Origin of the sequence: Klebsiella sp. 18074 (assembly GCF_902705905.1) — a bacterium.
In the GTDB taxonomy this organism is placed as follows: Bacteria; Pseudomonadota; Gammaproteobacteria; order Enterobacterales; family Enterobacteriaceae; genus Klebsiella; species Klebsiella terrigena.
In genome coordinates this window covers 85,633-103,606 of record NZ_CACSIS010000013.1, presented here as the reverse complement: position 1 = coordinate 103,606, position 17,974 = coordinate 85,633, and the positions used below count along the sequence as shown (strand labels likewise).

The window sequence follows — 17,974 nt, the reverse complement described above, 5'->3', positions numbered from 1 at the left end:
GCATTAACGTCTGCCGTTAGTGCGCTGATTGTCCCGGAGAACATCAATTGCGGTCTTCATCGCGGTTTTGTCATCCCTTCTTTTTTGTTTGTCCTGCATCACCTGCAGGTACTCAAGCAACGTCCGGGTGTTAATGGGGCGCCCCTGTTTGCCGACGGCCAGCACGGCTTCACCAAGGATAATTTTCACTGGCGGCAATTGCGCCGGGTACCAGTCGAGGATGTCTTCTGATTTCATTATAAATTTCTCACGGAAGGGTATTATATCACAAATCACCTAGGTGGTCTGCGGGTCTGACTTGCTGATTTAGTAATAAATCCACATAACATTATCTAAATAATCTTGTTTAAAGGCGTATAATGAATATTACATTCCATAGAGTATCAATTTATGTCTTATACAAATGGACTCAGGCATTTTAAAGAAAGACCCGTTCACGTGGCTTGCCCGGTATGTGCCCACCGGGCCGATCAGAAAGCAGGTAAATTACGGAAAAATGCGGTTCTGGAGTGCCCTGCCTGTGGGCTATTATTCAGACCATCAGAATGTTGGTGTATTGGTGGCTGATCAGCACTTTCGCATTTGAACAATACAGAGTACTAAAACAGCTTATCACTGAGATGAAGGAAGGTTTATGAAAAGCAGGAAAGATGTTTTTATTGAAGGGGATATCATTGCCAGCCGTGTTCTTGGAGACGTAAACCAACCTTTCTGCATCCATAGAGTCAGGTTCAGCAATGATAAATATGCGATTATTCGGGCAGCAACGGGGTTATGCTTCCATACCGGGGGAGTAATTGAACGGCATGATAATGCATGGTTTTACAACCAAGTTAAAATTCGTTTGTTCGGCTTTGAATACCTTGGTGAAAAGGAGTCCATCAGACAATTCTTTGAAAACTCTTGACACATAACCTTCAAACCGAAGATTATTTCCTGGAAATGTGTTATTAAAATTTTAAATTCATTGGTTTATCTTTCTAAATTTAGATGTGCGAGCATTATAAAAATTGTCGTGTAACGTCACATCTTAATTCATCCAATCATCCTCTTAAATAATTACATTTCAATTCATTACAAAAACATATGACATTTCAGTTAAACACCTGTCTGTTCATCAATCTATAGCAACCGGGCCAAGATATAATCATGTCCTTTTGCTTGAAATACGGTTCTCAGGTGAGCATCCTTACCCCGCAGGGAAATATTTGTAAATGGTCTTCACACCTACCCCGATCAGGTCGGCCACCTGCTGCCGGGTCGCGCCGTTATCCAGCATTCGTCGCGCCTGCTCGACAACCTCCGGAGTCATCACCAGACGTCGGTCGCTAACTATGCCTGAGCGCAATATCTGGACAGGAACAGGTCGTAAACGAACAACAACACACCTTAACGAGATTGCATATTAGTTCAGAAAAGTTTTAAAGACTCCAAAACTAAGTCTTATGAGGTTAATATAACTAGAGCCTCACTGAAACATATTATTCAAACAGATTCCGGGGTTCTTCTATTGGGTCGTGGTCACCTACTGGAATTTCACCTTTCCTTTGGCTATAAGCTGTTGAGATCATCGGATATTCATTTATCAAACTTCTCCCGTCATTTATTTTATCAATTAAACCACACACTTCATCATATAACTTGTTCTTATTAATCCTTTCGTTAGACAAGGCTTCCTTCAATAGAGAAGAATAATCCACATAGCTTTTGTAACCACTAATTATCGGCACCAACCTATTGTCAATTTCTTTTTTGCTAGCAATTGCAACATCCAGATCAGCAGTTAACTTAGCTATTTCACCCGTCAACTTTTCATGTATTTCATCTTGAGTCTTCAATATATCATACCTACCTGATAAATCTATTACATCATCATTTATCTCTACCTTACGTTCTTCTAATTTTTTTATTATCTCCTTATTGGTATTTATTTCAATCACAAGCCTTTCATTATTTAAAGCATTGTCATTAAATTCTTGACGAAGGGCATCCGTTCCATTATCTAAAATATATGCATCCTGTCGTTCCTTAGCTATTCCCCTTTCAATTTCAGCACGTCTTTTATCTTGCTTTCCTTTTTTTTCAATTATGTCGTCCTCCAACTCTTTTTTCTGGACTTCAATTCTTTTTTGATAACCAACATCGAGTGAATTTAATATTTCAAAGAAGAAACCATGAAACCACTTAATTACTATCATTGCCCCCGGATATAACCCAGCAAAAATAGTCGCAAACAATAGAGGATACCAAAAATGAGAGACTAGCAAGTGGAAATAAGAATATTCATATCCTGGCTCAGGCAATTCAGACTTTAAAATATATAATTTTTTTATTATATCATCCCCAGAAAGAATAAAATAAGCGACCTTATCCCAATTCATGACAAACCAGGAAATTACAAACGATCCAAAAAACGCACTTCTAGCACGAAAAGAAATGGATTCCTGAATAGGATTGACCACCCAGTCCTTTAAACCATCAAATATTTCTTTTATATCAGCCATTACTTATACCTTTAACCAAGCACACATTAATAAAATGTAAAAAATCATAAAAAAGAAGACTAAACAATCAAAAACCACAACTACAACTACAACTACAACTACAACCACCCCACCATCATTAATATCAAACACTTTAAACACTAAACCAATTGAAAACAAAAAAAATCTTACAATACCAAAAATTAATTAGCCTTAACCGATTTCCATTAAGGACAATACATTACTCATTCTTTAAGCAAGAGGGAGAGCCATGGAAACCCTAATGTGATGGAACTGTTCTTGAAAAATCTACCCGACAACATTTTAGTGGTTCTCAATAGCTAGTTGACGGAAGATGCCGTAAAAATTACCCTTTCAAAACCCGGAAACACTCTTCCTAGTCAACCAGCAGGTTCATGAGCTTCAAGGATCAAGCATGCCCCCACGCGAGGAATGTGTTTATGTAGTTTTATGAGTATTGATTGTACTGCAAAACACTGAAAATGTGCTCGTTCGCTACATCTTTGTCAATGTATTAATTGATCATTTTGGACGAAATTAAGAACAATTATCCTGCTGTTCAGCAGCGAAGTCACCAAATGGTTTGGCGCAGCTACGGCACGATTTCCAGCGTAATGGGCGTAATGTAAGCCACCCGTCCTATGATGTTCACCTTGTCCTGCGACTCCCTCCCTGACCAACCGTCAGCTTGCGATAGTAGAAGAGCAACCGGCATAGAGAATAAACAGCGGGAATTTAATCAGCTGGAAGCTGATCTTCAGGGAAATCCGTTAATTGGTACACTTCAGTTGGCAGGTAATTGCTGTCAACAACCAGACTTCCATCCTCACTGACAACAACGCCATACAGGTTGCCGTTTTCATCAGCGTAAAGATAGGTCACTGAGCCATCGATTTGGTTCTCGATCAGCAGATTTTCCAGACGCGTTATTCCACTCATCGTGCATTCCCCTTGTTAAACAAGATACTCGTTAGCTAACGTTACCGCCTGGGCGATCAAATCTGTCGCAACAGTGGTTTTCCCGGTGAGATTTACCAGCATCGGGCGGCCAACCATCTGACCACCCCACGGACTGTGAATGGTCGCCGGATGACTGCCAATACGCGGCAGATTGGTCGGTGCTGGAATCACTCCATCCCACGCGCTGTTAGTCGCTGTAGCTACCAGCGTGTTATCAACATAAATGCGTGTAACAAGTGTTCCCACTGTGGTTTCCCCGTCAGCGTATACGGACACTACATGCACATTCCCATCTGTCAGTGTTGCAAGCTGGGCCGTCGCCGATACCGGTACTGACCCCATCAGTGCGCCCTGCACGGATGTCAGAACGCCGGCAGTGCTGACTATCCCCCAGATACCAAAATTAATACTGGCAGCAGCGGTATTATTGAGGCGGCCAAAAAACAGAGGGTACCGGTTTGCCGCAGGCGTGCCATAACCCGATGCAGGGAGTTTTACGGCGACACTGGCCAGCGCCCGTTTACAGCCAGCTGGTAACGAAAACTCATTCGTTGGTAGCAGCACATAATCATTGATGTTGGGTTCAGTGCCGTCGAACTTCAGCATACCGGTTTCCAGTACGCGGGCATTCGGCCCGTTGGTAGCGTTGGTCCCGCCATATACCAGATTCAGCAGATTCGCGTAGGCCGGAATTGGTGTGCCGCCGGAATAGCAAACATCATTGCTGAAATCGAGGAGTCCCAGCGTGGCGCCTCGAATAATGGCCGGGTCGTTTTCAAAATAGTTCCCGCCGCCAGCCAGAGGCGACTCGTCTGATTGTAGAAATCTCGCCATTCTTAATAGCCTCGTTTAGTTCTGAATTGATAGCCAAGGGCTGCATAAATGCCGTAGCCGGCTGTGTTGGGATGTCGGTCATCGCTTCGAAGCGATGAGGGCGTGATGTCCTCGCCGTAATCGGTCACGTCCTGGGCAATGCTGCTGTTATAGGCTGCGACAAGGGTTTCGCGCAGGTCCAGACCATTATTTCCCCGGACGTAATAGTTGGGATATTTCTGCGACCAGTAGTAGTTGATTTCTAAAATGCGCTGATAGCGGATACCACCGTAAAACTCGACGGGATAGTAGTTATCCGCCGTCAGACCGAACAGAAGGATGTTACGGCCGGATTTCTCGGCAAACGCTACCAGGGCATCCACGTTGGCTTTGATGGCTGCCACATCATCATCGTAATCGGCAGAGGTGGAAGCTCCAGCGCGAAAATCGTTAATACCGGCACAAATCCACATTTCCCGGTCCGAATAGTCCTGCATCGCGTAATCAGGCACGAACAGCGACCCAGGCAGGCAACGCACGCCGGTACCCTCCAGCGCCGTCAGCGTATACACCTCCGTTTTGGTGTTGTTGTTATCGCCGCTGGCTGTTCGGGTGATGCGGCATTTAACACCACAAATCCACCCGTCCAGGGTACGCGTTGTATTGTCCGAATTGGTGCTGAGAATGCGTCGATCCTGGCTGGGGTATGTCGGTGCGGCCGTTGAGCTGGCGCCGTTAAACTGCGTGATGGTAACAGCGCTGTTTGCCACCGGTATAGCATTGCCGGTGACCGTGATATAGGTCGGTACGGCCCCCATTCGCATCACAATCTGGGCGGATTTTTGACCGCCGATACCATAATTGTTGGCGGTGAAGCCATTGCCAATAAGTGTTGCTAATTGCGTGGGATACGGCGTACCGCCAGTGCCTGCGGTTTTACTGTCGCCTGGGGCGTCGGCAATGACTGCATGCGTAACACTGCCTGAGTTATCAATCAGCCACTGAATTTTTTCGTCAATATTCCCGCTAAGAAAGGTAACAAACGCCCCGTCAGATTTTCGGCTGCCGTACAGCAGTTCATCATTTTTCCCGACGGCCCCGGCGATATATCCTGAGCGCTGAAATTTATTCGTAATCTGATTTTCCGTGATGATGGAAAATACCTGAACAGGGGAATTATTGACGTTAGCGTAGAGCGCAGGGTTATTATCAGCGTCAACATAGACGAAACACATATCCAGTGCCGTTTTTGACATTGCCGTATTAATGTCGGTATAGACGCGCAGCGTGCCGATAACGTCCTCTAAAACAGTTCCATCAGCAATTTCCGTTTTCCCGTCGGATTTGCGCCCGCCGATTAGAACCGTTCCGTCAGCACCCAGAACCGCAGCATATAAACGACTCCGGCTTGAGGAAGGCAATCTGACGTCGATGTAGGCTTTGGACACCATACTGCGACCAGTCGCCTCCAGCGTACCTCCGTTGTTGATGAGTTCGTCCGCCAGCGAAGCATCGCCAGCATTTCGAGCCCACGTTACTGCACCAACTGGAATTTTCCCTTCATCTGCTGCGGCCTGTGCCTCTTCACGCGTCGTGAATGGCAGGCCCAGGATGGTAATGCTGTCCTGGGCTTCTTTAATCGTGGAGGCGTTCTTCTCCATCATCAGCCGCCAGGTATCCAGCGACTCCCCGCCGCGGTCAGGCACCGTTTCCGCCGGCCCACTAATCAGCCGATCGGCCCGCTTAACGTTTTCCAGGAAAATATCGGGGTCTGTTGTCTGCCCCACGGGTGGAACATAGGCCATGTTTTTTGCTCCAAAAAATAGCGTTCGCGCAAACGAGGGTTTGTGCGAAAGAAAGTTAATTAGGGGGTTTGTGGGGTATTAGGCGACGTTGCCGGGGTATGTGGCGTTGTCGTAGTCGTAGAAATCATCGCGGTACTGGCGAGCCGTCAGTTGGCATGTACCATCGGATTGCGGGGCAATCTCTTCGATAATCGCGTCGTATGTCCTGCGTGATGACGTACAGAAAATTAGTCGTGGCGGTTCAATGAATGGATCACCAAGAATGATATTTTCAAAGCTCGACAGCCAGGGAACCGAAAGTTCATAATCCCCCACCCGCGTTGCCACCAGCAATGTGGAGGCTGAACCGTCCTGATATCGTATGAGCGCACGCGGGTTTTCAAACGACCAGTCGAGTGGCTCAGTAACCGTAAACGTCGTTACCCCGTCCGTTGTGATCATTGCTTCAACCAGGCAACTAATCGTTTTGTTTCCGGGTATATCATCCGTCAGCAAAATACGATCGCCATAGTTATAACAAAGCGCATCGAGCTCGGTCGTTGTTGAATAGCTACGTCGCTGATTCTGATATTTCATCAGCCTACGCATGCCTATTTGATAAGCTTTATCCCGGTTAAGAACGCCATCTAACTTGTAATCCTCAATTTTGAAGGGGGTTGGATTGCCAGGCACCCGGCACTGTACCGTTTCCTCTGCCCACGTTGTGCCATTGATATACGTCACATCAACACCGTCGTAATCGTCATCTGACGGTGGGGTGAAGGCAGTCTGCAGCTCTTCGGTCATTTCATGCGGGCTGATAATCCCGGTCCAGGGCTTAACCCCTTCCCGCCCGACAGAGGCAAGTCCATCACTCAGCAGGAAATACGATTTCCCGGCGTTAGCAATCTTCTGCAGCATTTCCAGCGCGGAAACGCTGTCACCGGCGGGGAAATCAAAATACTCGCCGTTCGGTGTCCAGACCGTCGATTCCAGCAGGTCTATTGCCTCTGTATCCATATCAAGACCAAGGGACTTGCCAACGTGATATAACGCTCCGGAAATACTTCTCGCTGCGCCTGTATCGTAAATTCGCGTCGCGACGACATTCACACGTCGATCAGACTGCGCCGCCAGCTTCCCGCCGGTTTCCACCGTCGCCGCCAAAAGCGTAACGCCAGCATAGGATGATGGCCGAGCCAATAGCCGACCACGCAGCGCCTGCCAGTACATCGAGTCGCGTGCGTTGTTCGAACCCTGCTCGTTCCGGCGGCGGCAACGCACTTCAACTAGTCCCGTCGTGCTGAGATCAAAGCGCTCAGTAAACCCCAGTCCGTTGACGTTCTGTAGCGCGTAAACGCCCTGCCGACTGGTCCAGCCAGAGCCGGAGCCATATACCCGATACTGAATCTCCCATTCACAATGGCGGATGCGTTTTTTGCCTTTGCTGTCGAACCCGCAAATTCCCGACGGGAACGAGAAATTCACTTCAAAGGCATCCACAACTTCATTTTCGGGACAGACAAGAAACGGTCCCATCCAGGTATTATTGTCATTGATACCTGTGGCCTGGTAATCGATCATCGTGCGCGGAGAGAAGCCGAGCCAGGATGGATCTATTACACCCTCAATTACACGCTGAACCGTTGCCGTAGTGCCGTCGGCATCAGCGATCCGATACTCGTTACCACTATGGGCCAGGGCAAGCCGCTGCGTACCTTCAGGAATACCCGAGAAGGCCGCACCTGCAGCACTTCCATATGCGAGGGTGACATTAGACGTAATCGCAGGGCTACCACCGCTTGATGCCGTGCCTGACGTAGAATCAGGGTTATCCCCGAAGACGGATACCGGAAGCGACGATGAGGTGATGGAGCCGCCACGCCACGGACTCGATATCTCCACAATACGCACCACGCCGCTATCATCATGAGCAATGAGGCCGGAACCGGTGATCCCTTCGTTAATCGCTGCCAGCAACCCGGATATAGTGCCGTAGTTCGCCATGAGCGAGATCGTGTAAGTAGCCCCCTGCCAGGTCAGATTAAACGTCTGGCCTGTTACTGAAAAATCATAGGTTGTCGGTGCAGCATTACCACGCACCGCAGCAGCCGTTCCCCCGACACCAGGAACAGCATCCTGTTTGGGGGTGTAGGTCGCGATGAACAGCTCATACTGAGCACCGTTAATTTCTAACGTAACCGGCATTCCCGGATACGGGTTAATCTCCGCAATAATGTCGCTGGTCACTAGGCTGTAACCCGATGACGTCGATATCTGGAAGTTGGCCGGAGCGATAATTGTCACCTGTGCGCCGGAGACCCATGACTCTGGCAGGGTGTTACCTTCATCATCGTCAACACTGGAATCGATCAATCCCGAAAACGTTACAGATGGGCCCGATACCGTCATGCTATCAGCCGTGATATCCGTCGAATCGGGTGAGGTCTGAGCCATATCGAGGCCGGTACCGGATGATGTGCCGCCCACCTCGGTCGAGTTGTACCAGTTTTCGCTACGGCGATCAGCCGACACATCAGCACCCGGCCCGTAGACGGTTGAGGAAAACTTATCGCCCAGCGCGGCCGCCGGCGTTTCGCCAATACGGATATCACCGGTGGTGAAAGCCACATTGCCGACGCTGACGCACAGCAGCATTTCCACACGCATTATCGTCGGGTCATCTGGATCAAATCGGGTGACAGGCTGCACGACATAATCGGGATATACGCGATAGCGTCCGAATAATTCGCGGATGGGATCGCCAAGTTTTGCAGTGTTCGCTTTTGCCGGGTTTAAATCCAGACCGGTACCGGATGATGATGAATAACCGCCTTTGTCCATGTTGGACATAGTGATAAGCACATAAACCGCTGATGCCGCGGCTATTGCCAACGCTGCCCAGGCTGCGACAGCTGCGGCCGTTGCAAATGGTACGGGATAAATCCTCACATCGCTTTCAGGCTTGATAAAGCAAAGCGGCCACTCCTGGGGAGGGACATTAATGCCACCCACCTCAACCGCTATCGGGTGTTTTTCCTGATCCCGATATTCTTTTACGTTCAATACCATCCAGTCGTGGAAAGACATTTCACTATGTTCGTGTGTTTCCAGCGGTTCGCCCGGCAGACGTGAAGGATAAAATCGGATGGTCATTGCCAGAACTCCACTTTTACAAAGCGCCGTTTAAAGCGGGCCAGCGGAAGAAACGTAACGTTTGTTTGTGGGTTACACTCTGCAACATGCAATTGCTCACCTATCCGCACTACAATCGCGACGTGTGTCACTGTGGAGCCGGAATAGCAAATTGCACCAGCCCCCTCGCAGGGGTCGCAACGGGTCAGCGAATGCATAAATTTTTTGGCTTCACGATCGAGGCCCCCATCGTCTTTCGTCACCCCTGCAAAATCCGGCCACGCTGGTAACCCCAGGTCCCGACGAATTTCATTAATAAGGCCGAAGCAGTCGAGAGCGGGGTAATCCCTGCCACCTTTCAGCCAGCCGACGGACTTATATTTTTTCTGTTTAAACATCACGCCTCCGCAAAATTCAGGCATAAAACAACCTCGTCAGAGCGAGGTTGTTTTTGTCAGTTAGTCAGCTGATTAATTCGTATAGCGAAGACCCGGGAAGAATGGCAACGTATAACGATTACGAGGCCATGCAGTATCGAGCACATTCAAATACCCGGCAGTAAGTTGCGCATAGATAGCCGTCCAGTAACCGGGTTTCAGCTTCAGCGTGTATGGAGGAGAGGCAGGCGCGGACAGATCATCAGAAACATAATTACGATAGGTCAATGAAGACTCACTCAGATCGTCCAACGCATCGATAATGATCGTTGATACCTCACCATCAATATTTCCGACAACAAATTTTAAATCTTGTGTCCCGTCACTATTTCTGGCGGGTAGGGATATTTCGATTCCTCCTGCAATAAATGTTACGGTCTGCCCTCCTTCCGTGGTGGCGGTGATATCTTCATAACCGTTGCAAATATAATGAACTGCATCCCCAACATTTATTTGCAGTGTTTGAATGATAGCCTCCGAACCGCTGCTGGCATAAAGCCGATTAAGAATCGTCATGTTTAGGCCACTCCTTATTAAGCGCGATATCGAGTAACGAGCTGCCAATAATCCACTCAGGGTAATTCCCCCACGGAGCCGGAATAAGAGGACGTTCCCACAGCTCCAGCGTCGCTGAATAGCGCCAGGAAAGCGGGGGCACCAGCACTGGACCCTGATAGATATCCTTAAAACGGCATTTGTAGAACTTAACCCCGGCAGGGGTTTGCAGTTTCATCATGAACCACGCAGCACCGTCGGAAAGCGTGTCCCGGTACCAGGATTCAAATGCCAGCCCCTGAGCATCGGTCTCCATGAACCATGCGACACTCGCTTCGGTAGGTGTTGAGGTATACGCCCGACGCTGGCGCGAACGACCAGTGGTAAGCGAAGTACGCTTTAACGGGCTTAAAGGCTGAAAACCGTAACCATCCTGAAGCGGCATAGGGAGAGAATCGTGGGGGTAGTAGATATCAGGCATTATCCCTGCCTCCTGCCAGTGTTATAACCACCAGTGAGCGCCTTATGTACCTGCCCAACCCCCTTAGCGAGATCATTTGCTACCTGCTGATAACCTTCCCTGGCCCCATCGCGAGCCGCACGTTGTACAAGCATCAAAGTCGCATCAGACGGGTTCCCGTTAATGGTTATTGGCGGCACAGTAACGTTAGGCTGGATTACAGTCGTTTGCTGATTATTGCTTACGTTCTGCACCCCAGTTCCGAACCCGGTGCGACCCAGCGTTGCATCAAGCGGTCGCCCGTTTCGTAGCGCTTCAAGGTTTGAAACCCCGATGCGGTTCGTGGATGCCTGATCAAAGATATATTCCCCCTTATGGACGACACCAGCAGGCTGATATTTACCACCGGGACCGGTATAGCCGCCAGAGGAAAAACCAACAGCTGCCGCGCTCGTTATGCTGGAAGTAATCGTTGCCATCAATCCAACAACCGAGGCCATAGCCGCAATATTGGCGGGGAACGGTAACCCGGCCAGAGCTTGCCCCATTGCCATCGGGAGTTGTAGTGCTGCCTGAGCAATCGCGAATGCTTTCTGGGTCACAAAGGCCGCTTTATACATCATGGATTGCTCCCCGAACATTGTCCCCATCGAATCGGTGATGCTGGAGAAGGAATTTTGCGCGGATTGCATCTGCGCAACATAGACAGCCGTACTTAACGCCTCCTGGTTCTGCTGCCCTTGTTGCTGCAAGGCCAGAAGCTGTTGTTGCTTCTGCTGCTCATTCAGGACGGTATTTTGCGTTATCGCCTGCTGCTGCTGGTTTAGCCATGTTGCATAATCAGTCTGGGCCTGCTTCAACTTATCAATGATTTCAAGCTGCGGATCGATTTGCAGCCCTATCATATTCAACCCCTGCCCTGAAAGGTCGCTATTGATTGCCCCTGATGTCAGCGTGCCACCAGCTTTATTCACACCAGAGATAACGGAATCCGGCAGCACTGACTTATTAATCAGGTCACTGGCTTGCTGTCCAGCGGCTTCAGGAGACAGCTTTTTGAGAGCCACCATCTTTTGCAGAATTTCGAGGCGCGTTTGCAACGCCTCATTTTGTCGCAGTTCCTTTGGTGCAATTTGCTCCTGCATTTTTCGGTAGTCGTCCAGCGTCTTGACTGAATTTTGCAGAGCCTCCTGCTGCTTGTAGGCCTGCAGGATTTCATCTGAGCGCGAAAGAATAGACTTCTGGTCGGCAGTGAGCTGCGTTTTAGACTTGAGGTCAGCGATCTGCTGTTCGAACTTAACCCGCGCCTGTGTTGCGCTGTTCAGCTTATCGCTGGCGTCCAGTTGAGACTGCATAGCGGCAGTCTGCTGGTTTATCTGGTCAAGGAGTCGGGTTGCAGCATCCTCGTTGTAGGCTTTACCCTTTGGTGTTTTGGGTTGCTGGCCTTTTTTAGCCTGCTCAAGTTCCTTTTCGCGCGCAGCAATCAACGCGTTAGCTTGTTCAATCGCCTCTTTATTTCCTGAAAAAGCTATTTTCCTGGCTTGTGCTCTTGCTTCTTTTAAGCGGGCTTCAGAGCCGGCCACCCTGTCAGTTGCCAAATATTCCTTATTTATCCAGTCAACTGATTCAGCAACCGCTTTATTTCCATCTATGGTAAGGGTATTCATTGTGGATTGCAGATCAATTGCCTGGCCGATGAATCGCATGGTGGGGTCAATAGCGCCGCCAAGCGCTACGTTTTGCCTGCCCTTATCTGCTGCGGTGTAATAGTTTTTGACCTTAATCGCCGCGGCTGTCCAAGAGTCACCTATTTTCAGGATCTCCCGGCGATGCTGGTCGATATCAGCATTCAGTGCAGTGAAATTGGCCGAGTCCTTATACTGAGCAAGTTTCTGTCGCGCTTCGTCATAACTGTAACCAACATCGATTAATTTATTAATTGCCTCACTGGCGCCATCGTTGGTCGTAATAAACATGCTGCCGACTTCATCAATCGCCTGACCGGTCTTGTCGGAGATAGCAACCATATTGAGAGCCAGACGTTCGGCGGCATCACCATTAGCACCAAGTGATGTTGTTGCAATTTTTGTCGCAGCATCAATTTCCTGTCGGTTCTGATATACGGCATAAGTGAGCAACCCAACAGCAGCGGCAGCCACGCTATAGGGGTTAACCAACCCCATGACGTAGGTGCCAACCCCTTTAATCGCTGGCCCGATGCCACCGAACATATCCTTAAGCTGACCGCCCTGCTGCATGAGCACCATGAATGGGCTTTGACCGGAAGATAGGCCGACAACGATATCCGTCATCTGAGCGGGGATCATGCGCATAGCATTGGCAGTTTGAGCTGCGGATTGCCCAGTTTTACCCAGTTGAGTTTGGGTTTTCTCCAGTGCATCGCGGGAATCAGCAAGTTTGCTGTTCAAGCGATCGTACGCCAGCGGTGATAGCATCCCGGTCGCTTTAGCACTATCCAACTGCCGCTGTTGTTCATTTAGGCGCCGAAAAGCTTCTCCTACTGGGTCAATCTGAGCCTCAAGCCGACGCAATGCGGCAACCTGCTCGTCGTGGGCCTTTGCTGCCTCGCGTTCTGCCTGAGCAGCTCCAGTGACCTCCCGTCGAGTCTCCTGCAGTTTTTTGCTGTATGCATCATATTGGGAAGTATTAATTGCCCCCGATTTAAAGGCGGTATTCAGTTCACTTTGCTGTTGTTCGAGATTGCGAAGCGCAGCTGCCAGAGGGTCGATTTTATCGAGCATTCTCTGGAATGCATCAGCCTGCGCTTCCTGCTGCAAAGCAGCCAGTTTGCTGGCCTTTTCTGCTTCTCGTTGAGCTTGTGCAACACCACTTAGTTCCGCAGTGGTGTCATTCAGCATCTTGGACAGCGAACGAAACTCTTCTTCGTCAATTAGCCCTTTATCGAAGTATTTTTTCAGCTCACTATAGCGACGTCCTACGGTATCAATTGCAGCACCAACCGGATCAATAGCTGCTCGCAATTTATTGAGAGCATCTTTTTCCTCGTCAGTCGCTTTTGTCACTTTGAATATGCTGGTTACAGCCTTATCACCAGACTGAGTCATCTTATCAAGCGCAACGGTAAGGCTGTCAGCCTGCTTCTCTGCCCCGGAGCTATCAAGAACGATCGCAAGGCGGGATGTTTGTTCAGTCATTTACCTTTCTCCGGGCAATAAAAAACCCCGCCGAAGCGAGGTTAGAGCTTTTGAAACTGTTACGCTTTTAACTCATTGACGGTGAAAAATTATTGCGCCGATAATCGCCGCAAAGACCACCAGCACAATCCCTGCGATCAACTTTACATTGACGTCAGCCAGCCTATCACTGGCCTTAGCATCATCAGCGCTAACTATTGTCTTCGAAGGGATAACGTCACTTCCGCAATGCTTGCACTTCACCGCTTCTGCGCTTATTAATTCTGCGCAGTATGGACATTTGACTGAGTTTGCGGATGGTTTGAACTTCTCACCGACCAAAGTGATAATGATTCCTGCAATCGCTACGAACCCGCCAAATATCATGTAATTTTGTCGTGAAGACATTAAACCAAGGTTGTTAACTCTGTAACCATCACCTGCAACCACTGTCACATCCATAAACAAGGCTGACACAGCGAAGATAATACCAATCACGATAGCAATATATCCGGTAATCTTCACATCCATATCTCCATAATTAATATTTGCACTCAGAGTAGCAGGGATGCGCGTAGGCGGCAAAATCACCTGATCGTTTATCAGGATGTTTTTTCTGCTCACTCAGGAATACGGTCCATCAACCGCCAGCGGGCGGTCTACACGCAGAGGAAAAGATGAAAATCGTTCTGATTATGTTAGCGTTTTTCGTCTTGATATTTAGTGGTATGTCAATGGCAAAGAGTTATAGGGGTGGTCATTACTATTCGGATCACGGTTCATCACATAAGGGTGGTTATTACGTAAATCCGAGGACTAGAAATTACTACACTAAACGGCATTAAAGAGAAAGCCCACACAGGTGGGCTATATTAAATCACTTTATTTAGCGCGATGATTAGAATATTCTGCGACATGAAAAAGCAACGCGCAATCCCCTTCGTCGTTCCAAACAGCGCTATTAAGCCCCCAATAAAATCTGTGAATCTTAGAGCCGCCCTTGGTTTTTCCTTCCGTGTTTTCTCCCTCACTGGTCCACAAAGATACAAACTCACCTTTTTTTACTGTTTTATCCGGAAACCAGTAAGTATGGCGGATTTTGTTCGAAATCTTCCCACTTTGAGTATACGTACTGTCAGCGAGCATGTACTCACCAATATCGCAATCCTCAAGAACCTCAATGAAAACATACTCTTCATTTTGGTTCCCATGGTTATGTACATTCAGTATTTTCACATTCATCGATAGTTCCTTTGCGGTGCATTGAAAGCACCAATCTACCAAGGAAAGTAACAAGAAGTAACAAAACCACAAAGTTAGCTGATCATTTATCAGGATTTTCGTCGCTTCGCTACAAGGATATGTTAGATGGTAAACATCACATCAAGGAGCGTCTATGGATAAGTTCGACAGGGAACTACAGCTTGAAATACTCAAAGTATGCATAGATGCCTACCCAAGGACTGTTGATGAACTTGGCAATGATTATGTGTCTGAAATGATAATGTCCGCACCTTTGGATAAACTACTTGCTAACTTGTTTTATCTTTCTGGTCACGACCTCATAACCTTTCCAAGAATAGGGAGTAACCTGGATGATCAGCTCGCATTTAGCATTCTTGATATGTCTTCTGTAACCTGCAGAGGCATTGACTTCATGCTTAACGACGGCGGCCTCTCTGCAATCCTCAACGTCCAGACCATCAAATTCCATCGAGAAGCCGTAGTCGTACTCGAAGACCTCATTGCCATATCCAACATGAACGACGAACAGAAAGAGAAGGCAAAATCCACACTCGGCGAACTATCAACGGAAGCACTTAAAACTGTGGTACAAGCTGCGACATCTGCAGGATTATCTGCACTATTTGGAAAATGAGCGGGACCAGAAAGCAAAAAACCGCCGGAGGGCGGGCTAGATTCTTTCTGAAAATTCTCTGGCGTAGCCAGCTAGGATTTTCATCCTACCAAAGTCTTGAGCTTTATTGTGTGCTGGAGGAGTGAAGACAGCTATAAGAGAATAGCTGTTTTCGTCTATCAACCCCTTCGCATAGACTAGGGCAGTATCTGAAGTTCGGTACCACTGCATTTCTTTTTGATCTTGAAGGTTTGCATTTTTTGGTGGGGGTAAAAAACCATCATCACCAAGGCTTAAATGTATATGCCAAAGGCCTGAATCTTGGATTTCTACAGGCCTATCATAGGTTGTGTCTCTGCCAAAATAGTGCGGCAAAACACCAGTTGCCTTATACATCCTGAAATCTTCTAACAATGATTCTTCAAGCGATGGAAACCTCACAAAAACCGGTGAAAGGTAATACTCATAGCTTTGAGGATTGCATTCAACGGTTACGTGCAATTTCTACCTCAGTGGAATTTTCCAGATGTAAACACTTCAGAACCATGTTTAGCCAGAGCTCTGATACCTTCCATATCAATGCTGCTATGGAATACTTTCGCAGGGATAGACATCTGAGCGATCAGGTGATTTAATTTCGACGCTGATGCCCTCGCCTTCGCCGTCACTATCAATGGCGTCTTAAGAAGGTGTTTCTTATCTTCTGAGCAATGATTAAATACATTTCTTATCGCACCCTCTAGCCCCCTTAACTGCAACTCAATGAGATCAGTCTTTTCTGGGTCCAGAATGGCGATAACGCGACAACGATTCAAGTCATCAGACTCAAGTAAAAGAGTATACGCACGATTCAATGTCGTGGTTAGGCTGGATATGAAGTCCAGCGCCTCATTCATCATGAGCATCGCAATCTGCGTGTTGGTTTCTGCACTTAGTTGTAACGCATAAGGTGCGCGAACGTTATCAAACCCTTCAACGCATGGTATAGCGGAGACTTGCTGCATCAGCAAGCCTACGGTCGCAGCTGTCTTGAGGGTATCAAAAAATGGCATTTTATTTTTTTCTATTTGATTAGCATGCATAGCGTTCTCCTTGTACCCCAGGAGTACCTCTGACTATCGACCATGGTGTTCATCATTAGGTCTACACAACATAAGTTGTCGATGGTGAGTTTAATACCATTGGTCATTTTTGAGCAATGAGCTAAATCTTGTTTTACCGTCACGTTAGGCGATTTTTTAGGACGCGTGTTTTCACGATAGCAGCAAAATCGACGAAGTTATCAATATGAACAGGCAAATGTAATTACGATTACGTAATATTATGCACACGATGCATGTGCAATCGATTCTTCAAACCGAAGCAGAAATAGCATTTTTTGCACAAAATAATGCCGTATTGGCTATGCACACTTACATTTATTGCTGTAGTATTTTGCGCCCTCCGAGTTGATGGCTGTTTTTTTACACAGTATCATTACACTGATCACTACCCAGAGACAGTAAAAGAACACCTGAGGGAGCTCATTTCTTCTGGCTGTTTCTTTTCTGCTCCGCCGCCCATTCGTCCCGCCAGGCATCGTCGAGCGCCAAAATAGCGGCGTCAAACTCAATGCGGTCGATCAGGATGGTGCGCGATGCCAGGTAAAGCTCAATATCGTTCAGGGATAAAGGGAGCGGCACTCCGGCCATTCCTGCATACTGCCTGCCGCGCGATATCATGGCGTAAGCGTTGAGGATCTCCCCCGTTACAGCATCAATGGTCGGTTCTGGGATTGACGGAAGGTTTAGCCTCTCCCGTCGCCACTTTGATTTTTCGCCCTGCTCGCCGCCGAACTCTTTCAGCCATTGCTGCGCTTCGAGGGCTTTTTTACGGTTTCCTGAGTCTGCTGCTCTTTACCCTGAGCAATATTTGCAGCCTCGGCCAGTATCCGCCAGTACAGTTCAGGGTGCTGCTTCAGCATGACAATCCCAATTTCTGGTGAGTAGTTGATAGCGACTTCGGCGCCATCTACCAACTGGCCAACACCTTCCCAGTCTTTCAGCAGAAACCGGGCGACGTTGTCGATCAGCAAGTCATCAACAGAGTCGATATCGCCCACGCTGGCAAGGTTAAAATCCTTTGTCCCTACCTGGTAACCTGCATCCATCTTGTCGATGTGGCGACGCACCAAAGCGTTGCGAGAGCGATATTCCGGACTCTCACTGCTGGCCACCAGCAGGCGAAGTTTGAACAGCGATTCTTCTTCTGGGGTAAATTTCTTCTTGCTGCCTTCTGGCTTCTTGAAAGGGAAAAACCAGCGTTCGCCGTTCAGGTCAATTTGGGTGGAGATTATCAGCATAAAGGCTCCATAAAAAGCCCGAACCGCGATGT

The 17,974-nt window shown here is 48.1% G+C and carries 19 protein-coding genes and 1 pseudogene; 3 read left to right on the top strand and 17 right to left on the bottom strand.

Features of this window, described 5'->3' with window-relative positions:
• Nucleotides 1-3 precede the first annotated feature (3 nt).
• Entirely contained in the window at nucleotides 4-237 is a 234-nt protein-coding gene (locus GVK32_RS14620; RefSeq protein WP_095096819.1) for a hypothetical protein, read from the bottom strand.
• Nucleotides 238-390: 153 nt separating this feature from the next.
• Between GVK32_RS14620 and GVK32_RS29530 the strand changes: the two genes are divergently transcribed.
• Nucleotides 391-567, top strand: coding sequence for a YnfU family zinc-binding protein (locus GVK32_RS29530; RefSeq protein ID WP_218029264.1), 177 nt, complete (start codon nucleotides 391-393; stop codon nucleotides 565-567).
• Between the two features lie 67 nt (nucleotides 568-634).
• Nucleotides 635-907 (top strand): hypothetical protein, encoded by a 273-nt coding sequence (locus tag GVK32_RS14615; protein WP_123552194.1) that lies wholly within the window; start codon nucleotides 635-637, stop codon nucleotides 905-907.
• A gap of 282 nt (nucleotides 908-1,189) precedes the next feature.
• On the opposite strand, the pseudogene GVK32_RS14610 reads toward GVK32_RS14615, so the two are convergent.
• The 12 genes and pseudogenes from GVK32_RS14610 to GVK32_RS14555 form a co-directional block, all read right to left on the bottom strand.
• Nucleotides 1,190-1,333 (bottom strand): annotated as a pseudogene (locus GVK32_RS14610) (helix-turn-helix domain-containing protein); the annotation flags it as partial.
• A gap of 148 nt (nucleotides 1,334-1,481) precedes the next feature.
• Nucleotides 1,482-2,504: a hypothetical protein gene (locus tag GVK32_RS14605; protein ID WP_159870893.1), complete on the bottom strand. Its 1,023-nt coding sequence runs from the start codon at nucleotides 2,502-2,504 to the stop codon at nucleotides 1,482-1,484.
• 735 nt (nucleotides 2,505-3,239) lie between these two features.
• Nucleotides 3,240-3,443, bottom strand: coding sequence for a hypothetical protein (locus GVK32_RS14600; RefSeq protein ID WP_159870890.1), 204 nt, complete (start codon nucleotides 3,441-3,443; stop codon nucleotides 3,240-3,242).
• A gap of 15 nt (nucleotides 3,444-3,458) precedes the next feature.
• On the bottom strand, nucleotides 3,459-4,298 hold the full coding sequence (locus GVK32_RS14595) for a hypothetical protein (RefSeq protein WP_159870887.1): 840 nt from the start codon (nucleotides 4,296-4,298) through the stop codon (nucleotides 3,459-3,461).
• Between the two features lie 2 nt (nucleotides 4,299-4,300).
• Nucleotides 4,301-6,082, bottom strand: coding sequence for a hypothetical protein (locus GVK32_RS28900; RefSeq protein WP_200842882.1), 1,782 nt, complete (start codon nucleotides 6,080-6,082; stop codon nucleotides 4,301-4,303).
• A gap of 78 nt (nucleotides 6,083-6,160) precedes the next feature.
• Nucleotides 6,161-9,217 carry a host specificity factor TipJ family phage tail protein gene (locus tag GVK32_RS14585; RefSeq protein ID WP_159870884.1) on the bottom strand — a complete coding sequence of 1,019 codons (3,057 nt, stop codon included), beginning with the start codon at nucleotides 9,215-9,217 and terminating at the stop codon, nucleotides 6,161-6,163.
• Entirely contained in the window at nucleotides 9,214-9,594 is a 381-nt protein-coding gene (locus GVK32_RS14580) for a nitrite transporter (RefSeq protein WP_134526383.1), read from the bottom strand. The genes GVK32_RS14585 and GVK32_RS14580 overlap by 4 nt, the downstream gene beginning before the upstream one ends.
• Before the next feature lie 72 nt (nucleotides 9,595-9,666).
• Nucleotides 9,667-10,149, bottom strand: a complete 483-nt coding sequence (locus GVK32_RS14575; protein ID WP_159870881.1) for a DUF1833 family protein — start codon at nucleotides 10,147-10,149, stop codon at nucleotides 9,667-9,669.
• On the bottom strand, nucleotides 10,136-10,609 hold the full coding sequence (locus GVK32_RS14570; protein ID WP_159870878.1) for a hypothetical protein: 474 nt from the start codon (nucleotides 10,607-10,609) through the stop codon (nucleotides 10,136-10,138). The genes GVK32_RS14575 and GVK32_RS14570 overlap by 14 nt, the downstream gene beginning before the upstream one ends.
• Complete coding sequence (locus GVK32_RS14565) at nucleotides 10,609-13,764, bottom strand: phage tail length tape measure family protein (RefSeq protein ID WP_159870875.1); 3,156 nt, start codon at nucleotides 13,762-13,764, stop codon at nucleotides 10,609-10,611. The genes GVK32_RS14570 and GVK32_RS14565 overlap by 1 nt, the downstream gene beginning before the upstream one ends.
• Nucleotides 13,765-13,836: 72 nt before the next feature.
• Nucleotides 13,837-14,367: a zinc ribbon domain-containing protein gene (locus GVK32_RS14560; protein WP_227697869.1), complete on the bottom strand. Its 531-nt coding sequence runs from the start codon at nucleotides 14,365-14,367 to the stop codon at nucleotides 13,837-13,839.
• 258 nt (nucleotides 14,368-14,625) lie between these two features.
• A complete protein-coding gene (locus GVK32_RS14555; RefSeq protein WP_159870872.1) occupies nucleotides 14,626-14,985 on the bottom strand; it encodes a hypothetical protein in 360 nt (119 codons plus the stop codon).
• A 154-nt stretch (nucleotides 14,986-15,139) separates the two neighbouring features.
• Between GVK32_RS14555 and GVK32_RS14550 the strand changes: the two genes are divergently transcribed.
• Nucleotides 15,140-15,622, top strand: coding sequence for a hypothetical protein (locus tag GVK32_RS14550; RefSeq protein WP_159870869.1), 483 nt, complete (start codon nucleotides 15,140-15,142; stop codon nucleotides 15,620-15,622).
• Nucleotides 15,623-15,658: 36 nt separating this feature from the next.
• Here the strand turns inward: GVK32_RS14550 and GVK32_RS14545 are convergent, their stop codons facing one another.
• The 4 genes from GVK32_RS14545 to GVK32_RS14530 form a co-directional block, all read right to left on the bottom strand.
• On the bottom strand, nucleotides 15,659-16,102 hold the full coding sequence (locus GVK32_RS14545; protein ID WP_159870866.1) for a type II toxin-antitoxin system YafO family toxin: 444 nt from the start codon (nucleotides 16,100-16,102) through the stop codon (nucleotides 15,659-15,661).
• Between the two features lie 8 nt (nucleotides 16,103-16,110).
• On the bottom strand, nucleotides 16,111-16,683 hold the full coding sequence (locus GVK32_RS14540; RefSeq protein WP_159870863.1) for a hypothetical protein: 573 nt from the start codon (nucleotides 16,681-16,683) through the stop codon (nucleotides 16,111-16,113).
• A gap of 441 nt (nucleotides 16,684-17,124) precedes the next feature.
• Nucleotides 17,125-17,283 (bottom strand): hypothetical protein, encoded by a 159-nt coding sequence (locus GVK32_RS14535; protein ID WP_227697872.1) that lies wholly within the window; start codon nucleotides 17,281-17,283, stop codon nucleotides 17,125-17,127.
• 158 nt (nucleotides 17,284-17,441) lie between these two features.
• Nucleotides 17,442-17,942, bottom strand: coding sequence for a hypothetical protein (locus GVK32_RS14530; RefSeq protein ID WP_154145366.1), 501 nt, complete (start codon nucleotides 17,940-17,942; stop codon nucleotides 17,442-17,444).
• Nucleotides 17,943-17,974 lie beyond the last annotated feature (32 nt).